A 12,556-nucleotide genomic window follows, 5' to 3' on the forward strand; every position below is an offset into this window, starting at 1 on the left:
TCCGGTCATCTCCGGATGTGGGCGATCAACACCGCGACGCTGGGGCCCGCACGGTGTGGGTCCCGAATCCAGCCTTCCAAGGAGAAGACATGGCTGTCGGCACTGTGAAGTGGTTCAACGCGGACAAGGGCTTCGGGTTCATCACCCCGGATGGGGGCGGTGCTGACCTGTTCGCCCACTTCTCGGCGATCGCCTCGACCGGCTTCCGCAGCCTCGATGAGAACCAGCGGGTCGAGTTCGACATCACGCAAGGCGCCAAGGGCCCGCAGGCCGCGAACATCCGCGCCATCTGAACCACCGCCGGCCGCGTGCCCGCCGCCCCTCGGTGGTCGGCACGCGGCTGGCGTCGGCGCAGCACCCGCCGCGAGGAGGCGCCCATGTCCACAGCGTCGCCGCGAGCCGGCACGGGAAGCCCGTACGCACATCTGCTGCGCCAGATCCGTGACGCCGGACTGCTGGAGCGCCGCACCGGGTACTACATCTGGAAGATCGTCATCACCGGTCTGCTGTTCGTGGCCGGCTGGGCGGCCTTCGGGTTCATCGGGGACTCGTGGTGGATTCTGATCGTCGCGGGCTTCCTCGCGTTCGTCTTCACCCAACTCGGATTCCTCGGCCACGATGCCGGCCACCAGCAGATCTTCGTGTCCCGGCGGGCGAACTACGTGGTCGGGCTGCTGCACGGCAACCTGGCCATCGGGCTGAGCTACGGCTGGTGGGTGGACAAGCACAACCGGCACCACGCCCACCCGAACACCGACGACGCCGATCCGGACCTCAGGATCGCCGCGCTCGCATTCACCTCCCGCCAGGCCGGCAACCGGGGGCGCGTTGCCGCGTTCGCGTACCGCTACCAGGCGTTCTTCTTTTTTCCGCTGCTCCTGCTGGAGGGCCTCAGTCTGCACGTGAACAGCGTGCGCGCCCTGCTGCGCCGCGCCGGACGGCCCCGCGCGTGGGAGTCGGTGCTGTTCACCAGCCACGTGGTCGGTTACCTCGGCGCGGTATTCCTGGTACTTTCGCCGGTCCGCGCGGTGGCGTTCATCCTCGTCCAGCAGGGGCTGTTCGGGCTCTACCTTGGGTGCAGCTTCGCGCCGAACCACAAGGGCATGGTGATCCTCGCCGCCGGTGACCGAACCGACTTCCTGCGCCGCCAGGTGGTCACCACGCGGAACGTACGCGGCCATTGGCTGACCGACTTCATGCTCGGCGGCCTGAACTACCAGATCGAGCATCATCTGTTTCCCAGCATGCCCCGGTCGAACCTGCGCCGCGCGCAGACGATCGTCGAGTCGTTCTGCCGCCGGCAGGGACTTGCGTACTGTCAGACGGGCCTTTTCGAGTCGTACGCCCAAGCGCTGCGCCACCTGCACGGGGTCGGACGTACTCCCTGCCCGGCGGGCGCCTGAAACCGGTCACCTGACAGGGGACCGTTCATGAACGGAGCATGTCTTGCCTACGCCGACCGGTGCCCTGCTCGAGCCGTTCGTCGCTTTCCGTGCCGACGGGTTCGACGGACTGCGCCTGGCGCATCTTCCGTTCGTACCGGAGGTCCGCCTGCACCTGGCCGATGACGCGATCGTGTTGCGGGCCAGGTTGGAGGCGCGGGTAGGGCCGGGGCTCACGCCGTTCTGGGCGAACGCCTGGGCCGGTGGCCAGGCCCTCGCCCGGTACGTCCTGGACCATCCGCAGGTGGTGGCCGGCCGGCGGGTGCTCGACGTGGCGTCCGGCTCCGGCCTGGTCGCCATCGCCGCGGCCAAGGCGGGCGCCGCCGAGGTGACCGCCAACGACATCGACCCGTACGCGCTGGCGGCCGTCGCGATGAACGCCACCGCCAACGCGGTCAGCGTGGCGGTGAACGAGGGCGATCTACTCGACGGCGACGGCGGCCTCGCCGACGTGATCCTCGCTGGCGACGCCTTCTACGCCCCTCAGCTGGCCGCGCGGATGCTGGGGTTCCTACGCCGCGCCGCCGACCGCGGCGCGCGTGTCCTTGTCGGTGATCCCGGCCGCGGGCACCTGCCCGAGGATTGGCTGAAGGTACTGACCAGCTACCGGGTACGCGGCTTGGGCGCCGCCGAGGACGCCGAGCTCACCGAGGTTTCGGTGCTCGGCCCCGCCGGGTAGCGCTCAGCGATGGTGGACCTCCGGGGGCGCGCGTGACGTTCGAGGAGTACGGCCTCCCTGATCTCAAGACGGTCAACGGCGCAGAGTTTCCGACTCAGGGGTGAGCCGCCCGCCGGGTGGGTGGTCCGGAGGGCGGCAACGAGGGTGGTTCAGGCGGTGGGTCGCAGCTCAGCGAGCAGCTGCTCCACCCGCGCGCGGATTTCGTCGCGGATCGGGCGGACGGCGTCGATGCCCTTGCCGGCGGGGTCATCGAGCTTCCAGTCCTCGTAGCGCTTGCCGGGGAAGACGGGGCAGGCATCGCCGCAACCCATCGTGACGATGACATCGGAGGACTCCGCCGTCTCGTACTCGAGGAGCTTCGGGGTCTGGTCGGTGATGTCGATGCCGACCTCGCGCATGGCCTCGACGGCGGCGGGGTTGATGTGGTCTGCGGGTGCGCTGCCGGCGGAGCGGACCTCGACGGTGTCGCCGGCGAGGTGGCGCAGCCAGCCGGCGGCCATCTGGGAGCGGCCGGCGTTGTGGACGCAGACGAACAGGACGCTGGGCTTGTCGCTCATGAGGTGCCTTCCATGCAGTAAGAGTCGCGGGGCCGGCTGACCGGCACGTCGTTGAGGTCGAGGAACACCGGGTGAGCCGGGTCGCTGTTGCGGTCGAGCGTCCGATAGCGGCTGGGGTCGTGGCGGCGGTTGAACAAGCCGGGCGAACGCCAAGCCTCGCTGCTGTCGTGTGCCTGTTCCGTTATGGGCGGTGGCTGACGGTCGCGTCCTCGTCGGTGGGGACGACGACCTGGTCGGCGGCGGCGCCAGCGTCGGGGTAGAGGGCGGCGAGCAGGCCAACGCCCACCGCGAGGCCGACGAGTTGGGCCAGGACGAACCCGGGCACTGAGGCGGGGGCGATGCCGGCGAAGGTGTCGGTGAACGCGCGGCCGATCGTGACCGCCGGGTTGGCGAACGACGTCGACGAGGTGAACCAGTACGCGGCACCGATGTAGGCGCCGACGGCCGCGGGGGCGACCGGGGCGCGACCGGAGCGGGCGAGGGCGAAGACCAGCAGGATCAGGCCGGCGGTGGCGACGACCTCCCCGAGCCACAGGTGGCCGGCGGCCCGGTCCTTGCCGGAGAGGTCGACGGCGGCCAGGTCGAACATCAGGTTCGCCAGCACCGAACCGGCGATCGCACCAAGGATCTGGGCCGCGACGTAGCCGCCCAGGTCGCGGCCGGTGAGGCCAGTGCCGGCGCGGCGGCCGAGGAACCAGTCGGCCGCCGACACGACGGGGTTGAAGTGGGCTCCGGAGACCGGTCCGAAGATGAGGATCAGCGCGCCGAGGGCGAAGGCGGTGGCGGTGGAGTTCTGCAGCAGTTGGAGGCCGACGTCGTCGGGCGAGAGAGTGGTGGCCATGATGCCGGAGCCGACCACGGCGGTGACCAGCAGGGCGGTGCCGGTGAACTCGGCCAGCAGGCGCCGCCGAAGTGCGATGGTCATCGGTTCGTTCTCTCCCATGAGCTAAAGGGGGCCGGGCGGGGTGTGACGGTTACCAGGTGGTGGTGACGCTGAGTTCGTCGAGGAGCCGGCAGACCCGGCGTCCGATCTCGTCGCGGACCGGCCGCACATCGGTCAGGTCCAGGCCGGCGGGGTCGTCGACGTTCCAGTTCTCGTAGCGGGTGCCGGGGAAGATCGGGCAGGCGTCGCCGCAGCCCATGGTGACCAGGACGTCGGCGGCGCGGATCACCTCGTCGGTCCACGGCTTGGGGAATTCCTCGGAGATGTCGATGCCGCGTTCGGCCATCGCCGCGATCACGGAGGGGTTGATCTCGATGCCGGGCTCGCTGCCACCGGACAGCCGGCCGCGTGCTCGCCGGCCAGGTGGGTGAAGAAGCCCAGGGCCATCTGAGAGCGGCCGGCGTTGTGGGTGCACAGGAACAGCACGACCGGACGGCCGTCACGGTGGTGTCCCTCGACCGGGCCAGGGCCCGCAGCCGCTGGCGGGCGAGCCGCTCGGCGAGCAGCGGCAGGTAGTTCGGGATGCTGGCGGCAGTGGCGAACTGGTCGTAGCTGCTGTGCAGGAACCGCTCGATGGTCTCGGTGCCGTAGATGCCGTCGAACTCCTCGGCCAGCCGGGTCGCGGCGGTGTGCAGGGCGACCTGCTGGTCGAGGGTGATCTCCTGGTGGGGATAGGCGGTGGTGTCGGTCATCGGGGGCCGCCGGGCAGGACGGCGGGGGCGAGCCGGTCGACCCGGTCGGCGAGGTCGGCGTAGGCGGCTTCGAACGCCTCGTCGGTGTCCACGCGCACCGGGTCGGGCACGGACCAGTGCAGGCGGGGCCGGGCCGGGCCGATCAGTTCCTCGTGGGCGTTGTCGCACACGGCGATGACCAGGTCATCGGCGCGGACGACGTCGGTGACGTGGGCGGTGCCGGTCGGGTCGAGGTCGAGGTGGTGGCGGTCGGCCACGGCGACCGCGCGGGGATGAACCCGGGGCGCCGGCTTGGTTCCGGCGGAGGCGACATCGCTGTTGGTGCGGCGCTTCCACAGCGCGGCGGCCAGTTGAGAGCGGGCCGAGTTGTGGGTGCAGACGAACACCACCCGTCCGACGCCGGTCAGGCGTGGGGTGGCGAGGGCGGCAAGCGCCTCCGGGAGCAGCCGCAGGTAGGTGCGGCGCCGGTCTCCCTCGGAGCGGCCCTTGGCGACCAGACCGGCGTCGGTGAGGACCTTGACGTGGTGGGCGACCAGGTTGGTCGGCATGTCGAGGGTGTGGGCGATCTCCCCGGGGGAGGCGTCGCCCAGGGTGAGCGCGTCCACGATCGCCAGGCGCGCCGGGTCGCCGAGCGCGGCGTGGATCCGCGCCCGCTCGATCAAGGAAGCAAGCTCAGCGTTCATTGACTCAACTATCGCTGAGTAGCGCTTGATCGTCAAGCCGATGCTGCGTCGGTCGCGACGCCGCGCACGTCATCGCCGCACTCACCGCACACCGCCGTCCCCGCGTGCTCCGCCAGAGGCGTCGCGCGCTCGGCGGTCACCCGCGGTCGACCACGCCCCTGCGGGCGGATCGAGCCGCAGACGGCGGCTGACGGTGTCGGCGTACGGGCCAACGTGGCCAACCGGGTCCGCCCCAACGTAAAGGTGCCCGAGCCGCGCGCATCGCGGCATGAGCGGACGACGAGTCAGGGTTTCCGCTGCCCATCTGGTCCAAGAGCTGGTCCGGTCTGGGCTCGCTTGAGGAAGTGGAGCCCAGTTGCCGCGAGACTGTCGTGCTGTCGGATCGCTGACGACCGGCGCCCCGGAAAGTTCTTCAAAGAAGTCCGGGAGGCGGTGTCGGATCGGGGCGGTGGTGTTCGTAGCAGGGGTGAGGCCGCCCGCAAGGGGGCGGCGCCGAGGTAAGGAGCCGCGATCATGAAGCTGACGACCATGACTCAGGTCACCGTCGATGGAGTGATGCAGGGAAACGGCCACGCGTCGGATGAGGACCGCAGGAACGGATTCGAGCGCGGCGGATGGGCCCGGGGGAAGGGTGACAACGAGACCCACGCGTTCATCAACCAGACCTACCAGCGCGCCGACGCGTTCCTGCTCGGCCGGCGGACCTACGAGCTGTTCGCTGGCTCGTGGGGGTCCTTGACGGTCCAGGATGTCCCTGGCTGGGAGCCTGTCATGCGGGCTTTGAACACACAGCCCAAGTACGTGGCGTCGACCACGCTCACCGATCCGGCGTGGTCGGGCACCACGGTCCTGTCCGGAGACGTCGCGGCCGCCGTCCGAGAGCTGAAGGCTAAGTCGGGGGGTGAGTTGCAGGTGCACGGCAGTGGCGCGCTGACCCGGTGGTTGCTGGAGAACGATCTGGTCGACGAGATGACGCTGATCGTGGTCCCGGTGATTCTCGGTCAGGGCGCGCGATTGTTCCCGGAGACCGGCCCGGATCTTGCGCTCGACCTGGTCGAGTCGCGCGTCGACTCGAAGGGCGTGACGATCCAGGTCTACCGGCCGGCCGGGCGCCCGCAGCATGCAGCAGGCTGAAACACCTGAACTGCATCCCACACTGTCTGACACCACAGGAGATGATCTTCAGATGCAGTACCTGCTTTCCGTGATCTTCAACGAGACCGACGGTCTCGCCACCCCGGACGAGGACGCTGCGATCGACGTGTTCAACGACCGGCTCCAGGCCGAGGGCCACTGGGTCTTCGCCGGCGGCCTCGCCTCGCCCGGCGCGGCCACCGTCATCGACAACCGGGGCGGGGAGGCGCTGGTCACCGACGGGCCCTTTCTGGAGTCCAAGGAGTACCTCGCCGGCTTCTGGATCATCGAGGCCCCCGACCTCGACGTGGCGCTCAAGCTCGCCGCCGAGGGGTCGAAGGCGTGCAATCGGAAGGTCGAGGTGCGGCCGTTCCTGTGAACAGGGTCGACGCCCGCGAGGCGGTCACCCGGGCCCACCACGAGGAGTGGGCCCGGGTGGTCGCCGCCCTGACCAGGCGTTTCGGTGACCTCGACATCGCCGAGGAGGCGGCCGCCGAGGCGTTCGCGACCGCCGTCGAGCGGTGGCCGGCCGACGGCGTGCCCCCCAACCCCGGCGCCTGGCTGACCACCACCGCCAACCGCAAGGCCATCGACCGGATCCGGCGCGAGAACAAGCGCGACGACAAGCACAAGGAGGCTCAGATGGGGTACGACGACGACCCGCCCGAGCCTCTCGGCGCCATCGACGACGACCGGCTCAGGCTGATCTTCACCTGCTGTCACCCGGCGCTGGCGATGGAGACCCGGGTGGCGCTGACGCTGCGCATGGTCGGCGGTCTGACCGTGCCCGAGATCGCCCGCGCCTTCCTGGTGGCCGAGAGTGCCATGGGGCAGCGGATCACCCGCGCGAAAGCCAAGATCAAAGCGGCTCGCATCCCCTATCGCGTGCCCTCCGCCGAGGATCTCCCGGCACGCGTCTCCGGCGTACTCGCCGTCCTCTTTCTCGTGTTCAACGAGGGCTACCTGGCGACCGGCCCCGACACCGATCCCGTACGTCACGACCTGACCGCCGAGGCGATCCGGCTCACCCGCCTGATCCGCGCCCTCCTGCCGGAAGACGGTGAGGTGGCCGGGCTGCTGGCGCTGATGCTGCTCACCGAGGCCCGCCGCGCCGCCCGGGTCTCGGCCAGCGGCGAACTGATCGCCCTCGACGAGCAGGACCGTGGGGCCTGGGACAAGGCGCTGATCGCCGAGGGTCACCGGCTCGTGCGCGAGCGCCTCGCCGCTGCCGCCGCCGGGGTGGCTCCGGGTCGCTACCAGATTCTCGCGGCGATCAACGCCGTGCACACCTCCGCCCGCGACATCCGCGACACCGACTGGTCGCAGGTCCTCGCCCTCTACGACCAACTCGTCCACCTCGACCCCTCCCCGGTCATCGCCCTCAACCGGGCCGTCGCAGTCGCCGAGCTCGACGGACCGGAGGTGGCACTCGCGGCCGTCGACCGCCTTGAGCACAGGTTGGCCGGCTACCACGCCTACCACGCCACCCGCGCCGACCTGCTGCGCCGGCTGGGCCGCAGCCAGGAATCCCGCGCGGCCTACGACAAAGCCATCGACCTGGCGGGCAACACCGCCGAGACCGCCTACCTGACCCGCCGCCGCGACCAACTGCGGTAACGCCCACGGACCCCGATCGAAACACCGCGCACAGCGGCGGCCAACCCCGGTGGAACACGCGCGCGGGCCAGAGGATGGTAAGCATCGGGGTCAGGGCCATATATGCCGACGGGCATCCCTGGTGCAACAGCCCGCGCGCCGTACTCATAGAAGCGGATGTGCCATACGGTCGATGCCGGCTCGCTGGTAACGGAACGTCACGCCGCCCGCCCGCTTCCGTGGGTCTCCCTGAATCCGCTGGCCAGCTTGGGGGCGGTTGAAGGCTCGCACCTGCCGCCGCCATCTGCACGACGCTGTGCGCGGCTGTGCACGTTGACCCGTATGCCGACAGACGGTGACAGGGGAGCGGGTCAGGCTCGGGACGCGGGTGTCGACTCGATCGACAGCAGGGCGGCGAGCTGGCGCAGGATCTGCGGCCGGGCCCGGTAGTAGACCCAGGTGCCCCGCCGTTCGGCGTCCACCAGGCCCGCCTCGCGCAGCGTCTTGAGGTGGTGGGAGATCGTCGGCCCGGTCAGGTCGAACGCCGGCGTCAGGTCGCACACGCACGCTTCCCCGTCCTCGGCGGAGGCGATCATCGACATCAACTGCAGCCGCACCGGGTCGCCCAGGGCCTTGAACGCGGGCGCCAGCACCGCGGCCGTCTCAACCGGGACCCGACGCTGGGCCAGCGGAGGGCAGCACGGCGCGTCGGCGTTGAGATTGACGACGGGAAGCGGCGCTTGTTGCTTCGACATGCCTCTAGGTTGACATCTCTCTAATCAGCGTGCAAGTGTCTGATTCGACGGATGTCAAGACAGGCGTTCCGAGGAAATGAGGACGAGCATGTTCGGCTCTACCCGCCGCTCGCGCACATCCCTACCCGGTGTCCGGTTCTGCGACTCCTGCGCCCGGGTGTCCACCCCCGCGCAGCGGGCCGAGCGCCGCTACGACACCACCCGCACCACGGTCTACCCGCTGATCAGCCCCCGTTGAGGAGAGGATCCGACATGAGCGAGAGCACCCCCGCCGCCGGCGGTTTCACCGGCGACCCCGCCGCGGCCCTGCAGGTCACCGGCTCCGGCGCCTGCTGCGGCAGCCCCGCCCAAGCCGTCGGCAGAATCCTCCCGCCCGCCGGCCAGACGGCCAGCGCCGATCCGTGCTGCGGCACTCGGCAGGCCGCCCAGGCGGCGAACTCGTGCTGTGGCACCGAGGCCAAGGCCGACGCCACCGCCACCGAACGGGGATGCTGCTCATGACCCGCTCAAGCAATCTCGCTGACCTGCTCGACCAGATCAGCGCCGACCGGATGACCACCACCATCGCCACCCTCGCCTCGGACCCGATGGCAGGGCGGCGTGTCGGCTCGACTGGCGGGGCGGCGGCCCGCGCCTGGCTCGTCGACCAGCTCACCGCCCTCGGTGGCGAGGTCCGCACTGAGGAGTTCCAGGTCCGTGCCGTGCCGCAGGTGTACGACGCGCCGACGGTCACCTGGGGCGACCGGGGCGGCACCGAGGAGTTGGTGTTCGGGCGGCAGGTCGCGATCCACCCGGCCTCCGCCGACACGTCCGGCATTCGTCGCGGCCCCGTCGGCGTCGCCGGCAGGGCCGACCCGGCAGGGCGGTGGCTGGTCGTGCCGGCCGAAATGAGCCTGTTCGACGCCTACCGCGACACCCGCGGCGCGGCCGGGCTGCTGGTCCGCCGTCCGGTCGACGCCGAGGGCTGGCAGTTCACCATGCTCGCCGGCCCGGACCCGGGGCCGCTGCCGGTGCTGACGCTCGACCCGGACACCCACCACGCCGTGCTCACCGCCGCCGCCGCAGGGGATGGCTGGCTGGCCGGTGCGACGCCGCTGCGCCGCGACGACGTCACCGGCACCAACATCCACGCCCGACTCCGGCAGCATGCCCCTGCTGGCGTCGGCCTGCTGTTGACCGCCCACTACGACGGCGTCGGCGACCACCCCGGGCTGCGTCTGCCTGGCGCCTCGGACAACGCCACTGGCGTCGCCGTGGTCCTTGAGGCTGCCCGCATTCTCACCGTCGCACTGCCCGCCGGCGCCGGGCTGTCCGTCGCGCTGCTCGACGGGGAGGAGGTCGGGGCGCTCGGCTCCGCTCACCACGCCACCCAACTCCGCGCCGAAGGGGGCGCACCGCTGGTCATCAACGTCGACGGCGCCGGCCGTCTCGACGGGGCGGCCGCGGTGGAGGCCGGCGGGCCCGCCCACCGCCTCCTGGCCTTGCTCGACCAGGCCGGCCGGCACACCGGCGTCCCCCTGGCGGCGGGTCCGGTGGCGTCGGACAACCGCCGCTATGGCGGTGCCGGTTTCGCCGCAGTTGGGATCGGGGCCGGCATGGGCGGCTACCACAGCCCTGCCGACACCCCCGACAAGGTCGACCCCGCCACCCTCGGTGCGATCGCCCGCGTTGTCGTCGCGACCGCTCACCTCGCGGCAGCGGCACCCGCTACACTTCCATCGTCAATCGGCGATAAACGATAGAAGGAATGATGGTGGGCGACCTCCTCGACCGGGACATCGCGAGAACCTACGCCTCGTGGTTCCGGGCCCTCGCGGACCCGACCCGCGTGCAGATCGTGGAGTACCTCGCCCGGCACGGCCGGCCGATGAGCGTCGGCGAGATCGTCGCCGCCGTCGGACTGGCCCAGTCCACCGTCTCCCAACACCTGAAGATCCTCACCGAGGTGCGGTTCGTGCTCGTCGAGCCGATCGGCACCGCCCGTCACTACCGCATCAACGACGCCTGCGTCGGCTGCTTCCCGTCGGCCGCCGACGTCGTCATGGGCCGCCCGGCCCCCATTCCGAAGGGAGCCTGCTGATGGCCGACATCACCGTCCGTCCGATGATCTCGGACGACGCCGATCGTGTCCTCGCCATCTACCAGGCCGGCCTCGACGGCGGCAACGCCAGCTTCGAGACCATCGCCCCGACCTGGACGGCATTCGACGCGGCCAAGCTACCTGACCACCGCCTCGTGGCCGTCGACGCGGACGGCACCGTGGTCGGGTGGGTGGCGGTCTCGCCGACGTCGAGCCGGGCGGTCTACGCCGGGGTGGTCGAGCACTCCGTCTATGTCGACCCCACCGCCCAAGGGCGTGGCGTGGCCCGGCTGCTGCTGGACGCGCTGATCGCCTCCGCCGAGGCCGCCGGCATCTGGACCATCCAGTCGGGAATCTTCCCGGAGAACACCGCCAGTCTTGCCCTGCACCAGCGGGCCGGCTTCCGCGTCATCGGCATCCGCGAGCGGGTCGGGCGGCACCACGGGCAATGGCGCGACGTCGTCTTGCTCGAGTGGCGCAGCCGCGTCATCTGAACCCCTTCGGCTCTGCCCGCCCCAGCAGCGCACCTTCTTGATTCGATATTTTCAACACAGAGGAGTGTTCCGATGAGCGTCCCGAACGAGTTGCCCGTCGTGGTGATCGGCGCGGGCCCGGTGGGTCTGGCCGCCGCCGCCCACCTGCACGAGCGTGGCCTGCCCTTCCTTGTTCTGGAGGCGGGTGACACCGCCGGCGTGGCAGTCCGCCAGTGGGGACACGTCCGCCTGTTCTCCCCGTGGCGGTACAACATCGACCCGGCCGCACGTCGCCTGCTCGACGACGCCGGCTGGGTCGCCCCCGACCTCGAGGCCCTGCCCACCGGCGCCGAGCTCGTCGCCGACTACCTGCAGCCCCTCGCGGAGCTGCCGCAGCTCAAGCCGCACCTGCGCTACGGCGTCCGGGTCGAGGCGATCAGCCGCCTCGGCTTTGACCGGCTGCGCACCGCCGGCCGCGAGCAGGCCCCGTTCCTGATCCGCCTCGCCGACGGTGACGAGCTGTTGGCCCGGGCGGTCATCGACGCCTCCGGCACCTGGGGTGCCCCGAACGTCCTCGGCGCCTCCGGCCTCCCCGCACGAGGCGAGAAGGAAGCCGCCTCGTACCTGGAACACGCCCTGCCGGACGTGCTCGGCACGGACCGCGACCGGTTCGCCGGCCGCCACACCCTGGTCGTCGGCGCTGGCCACTCGGCCGCCAACACCCTGCTCTCCTTGGCGGAACTGACCGCCGCTGAGCCGGGCACCGAGGTGACGTGGGCGATCCGCTCGGCCAGCCCGGCGCGCACCTACGGCGGTGGGGACGCCGACGCCCTGCCCGCGCGCGGTGCACTCGGTTCCCGGCTGCGTGAGCACGTGGACGCCGGCCGGATCCGGCTGCTCACCGGCTTCTCCGTCCACGCCCTCACCGCGGCCGATGGCCGCGTCGCGGTGGTCGTGCGCCACGCCGACGGTAGCGAGGAGCAGGTGATCGTCGACCGGATCGTTGCCGCGACCGGCTTTCGCCCGGACCACTCGATCGCCGCCGAGCTGCGGCTCGACCTGGACCCGGTCATGGGTGCCACCCGGGCGCTCGCACCGCTGATCGACCCGAACGAGCACTCCTGCGGCACCGTGCCCCCGCACGGAGTCGACGAGCTCGCCCACCCGGAGGTCGGCTACTACGCCGTCGGCATGAAGAGCTACGGCCGCGCGCCCACCTTCCTCATGGCCACCGGCTACGAGCAGGTCCGGTCCGTCGTCGCCGCCCTCGCCGGGGACTGGGACGCCGCCCGCGACGTCCAGCTCGACCTGCCCGAAACCGGCGTGTGCAGCAGCAACCCCGCCGATTCCACCGGAAGCGACAGTTGCTGCGGGCCCGCCCCAACCGCTGCGGCCGCAAGCCGGGGCCTGGCCACCGGGATCTCCGGCGGCCTGCTGTCCGCGCCGCTGGCGCTGATCACCCTCGACACCGCCAACGAGGGCCAGACCGGCGACTGCTGCGCCAGCTGATGACCACCTCCAC

General features: G+C 71.0%; 16 protein-coding genes and 2 pseudogenes. 12 read left to right on the top strand and 6 right to left on the bottom strand.

What is annotated here, in order from left to right:
* Positions 1 to 89 precede the first annotated feature (89 nt).
* The 3 genes from ABZ570_RS01155 (at position 90) to ABZ570_RS01165 (ending at position 2,121) form a co-directional block, all read left to right on the top strand.
* Positions 90 to 293 (top strand): cold-shock protein, encoded by a 204-nt coding sequence (locus ABZ570_RS01155; RefSeq protein ID WP_358055406.1) that lies wholly within the window; start codon positions 90 to 92, stop codon positions 291 to 293.
* 84 nt (positions 294 to 377) lie between these two features.
* Positions 378 to 1,403 (top strand): acyl-CoA desaturase, encoded by a 1,026-nt coding sequence (locus tag ABZ570_RS01160; protein ID WP_358055408.1) that lies wholly within the window; start codon positions 378 to 380, stop codon positions 1,401 to 1,403.
* Positions 1,404 to 1,446: 43 nt separating this feature from the next.
* Positions 1,447 to 2,121, top strand: a complete 675-nt coding sequence (locus ABZ570_RS01165) for a 50S ribosomal protein L11 methyltransferase (RefSeq protein ID WP_358055411.1) — start codon at positions 1,447 to 1,449, stop codon at positions 2,119 to 2,121.
* Between the two features lie 149 nt (positions 2,122 to 2,270).
* Here the strand turns inward: ABZ570_RS01165 and ABZ570_RS01170 are convergent, their stop codons facing one another.
* The 5 genes and pseudogenes from ABZ570_RS01170 to ABZ570_RS01190 form a co-directional block, all read right to left on the bottom strand.
* Complete coding sequence (locus ABZ570_RS01170) at positions 2,271 to 2,678, bottom strand: arsenate reductase ArsC (protein WP_358055413.1); 408 nt, start codon at positions 2,676 to 2,678, stop codon at positions 2,271 to 2,273.
* Positions 2,679 to 2,895: 217 nt separating this feature from the next.
* Positions 2,896 to 3,603: pseudogene (locus ABZ570_RS01175) on the bottom strand (MIP/aquaporin family protein); the annotation flags it as partial.
* 49 nt (positions 3,604 to 3,652) lie between these two features.
* A complete protein-coding gene (locus tag ABZ570_RS01180; RefSeq protein WP_358055415.1) occupies positions 3,653 to 3,919 on the bottom strand; it encodes a hypothetical protein in 267 nt (88 codons plus the stop codon).
* A 223-nt stretch (positions 3,920 to 4,142) separates the two neighbouring features.
* Positions 4,143 to 4,313: pseudogene (locus tag ABZ570_RS01185) on the bottom strand (three-helix bundle dimerization domain-containing protein); the annotation flags it as partial.
* A complete protein-coding gene (locus ABZ570_RS01190; protein WP_358055417.1) occupies positions 4,310 to 4,996 on the bottom strand; it encodes a helix-turn-helix domain-containing protein in 687 nt (228 codons plus the stop codon). The gene ABZ570_RS01190 and the pseudogene ABZ570_RS01185, both read right to left, overlap by 4 nt.
* A gap of 513 nt (positions 4,997 to 5,509) precedes the next feature.
* On the opposite strand from ABZ570_RS01190, the gene ABZ570_RS01195 reads away from it, so the two are divergent.
* From ABZ570_RS01195 to ABZ570_RS01205, 3 genes are read left to right on the top strand one after another with little or no spacing between them, the layout of a single operon-like run.
* Positions 5,510 to 6,130 (top strand): dihydrofolate reductase family protein, encoded by a 621-nt coding sequence (locus ABZ570_RS01195; RefSeq protein WP_358055419.1) that lies wholly within the window; start codon positions 5,510 to 5,512, stop codon positions 6,128 to 6,130.
* A gap of 52 nt (positions 6,131 to 6,182) precedes the next feature.
* Complete coding sequence (locus ABZ570_RS01200) at positions 6,183 to 6,509, top strand: YciI family protein (RefSeq protein WP_358055421.1); 327 nt, start codon at positions 6,183 to 6,185, stop codon at positions 6,507 to 6,509.
* Positions 6,506 to 7,747 carry a DUF6596 domain-containing protein gene (locus tag ABZ570_RS01205; RefSeq protein WP_358055424.1) on the top strand — a complete coding sequence of 414 codons (1,242 nt, stop codon included), beginning with the start codon at positions 6,506 to 6,508 and terminating at the stop codon, positions 7,745 to 7,747. The genes ABZ570_RS01200 and ABZ570_RS01205 overlap by 4 nt, the downstream gene beginning before the upstream one ends.
* A 350-nt stretch (positions 7,748 to 8,097) precedes the next feature.
* Here ABZ570_RS01205 and ABZ570_RS01210 read toward each other — a convergent pair whose 3' ends face one another.
* The gene (locus ABZ570_RS01210; protein ID WP_358055426.1) at positions 8,098 to 8,481 is read right to left on the bottom strand and encodes a metalloregulator ArsR/SmtB family transcription factor; all 384 of its coding nucleotides are present in this window, start codon (positions 8,479 to 8,481) and stop codon (positions 8,098 to 8,100) included.
* Positions 8,482 to 8,569: 88 nt separating this feature from the next.
* On the opposite strand from ABZ570_RS01210, the gene ABZ570_RS01215 reads away from it, so the two are divergent.
* The 6 genes from ABZ570_RS01215 (at position 8,570) to ABZ570_RS01240 (ending at position 12,543) form a co-directional block, all read left to right on the top strand.
* On the top strand, positions 8,570 to 8,719 hold the full coding sequence (locus ABZ570_RS01215) for a hypothetical protein (protein ID WP_358055428.1): 150 nt from the start codon (positions 8,570 to 8,572) through the stop codon (positions 8,717 to 8,719).
* A 14-nt stretch (positions 8,720 to 8,733) separates the two neighbouring features.
* Positions 8,734 to 8,982: a hypothetical protein gene (locus ABZ570_RS01220; RefSeq protein ID WP_358055430.1), complete on the top strand. Its 249-nt coding sequence runs from the start codon at positions 8,734 to 8,736 to the stop codon at positions 8,980 to 8,982.
* Positions 8,979 to 10,223 carry a M28 family peptidase gene (locus ABZ570_RS01225; protein WP_358055433.1) on the top strand — a complete coding sequence of 415 codons (1,245 nt, stop codon included), beginning with the start codon at positions 8,979 to 8,981 and terminating at the stop codon, positions 10,221 to 10,223. The genes ABZ570_RS01220 and ABZ570_RS01225 overlap by 4 nt, the downstream gene beginning before the upstream one ends.
* An 8-nt stretch (positions 10,224 to 10,231) precedes the next feature.
* Positions 10,232 to 10,561, top strand: a complete 330-nt coding sequence (locus tag ABZ570_RS01230) for a metalloregulator ArsR/SmtB family transcription factor (protein WP_358055701.1) — start codon at positions 10,232 to 10,234, stop codon at positions 10,559 to 10,561.
* Positions 10,561 to 11,055 (top strand): N-acetyltransferase family protein, encoded by a 495-nt coding sequence (locus ABZ570_RS01235; protein ID WP_358055435.1) that lies wholly within the window; start codon positions 10,561 to 10,563, stop codon positions 11,053 to 11,055. The genes ABZ570_RS01230 and ABZ570_RS01235 overlap by 1 nt, the downstream gene beginning before the upstream one ends.
* 72 nt (positions 11,056 to 11,127) lie before the next feature.
* Entirely contained in the window at positions 11,128 to 12,543 is a 1,416-nt protein-coding gene (locus ABZ570_RS01240) for an FAD-dependent oxidoreductase (protein ID WP_358055437.1), read from the top strand.
* Positions 12,544 to 12,556: the final 13 nt, after the last annotated feature.

The sequence above is a fragment of the Micromonospora sp. NPDC007271 genome (assembly GCF_040634005.1).
Classification (GTDB): Bacteria; Actinomycetota; Actinomycetes; order Mycobacteriales; family Micromonosporaceae; genus Micromonospora.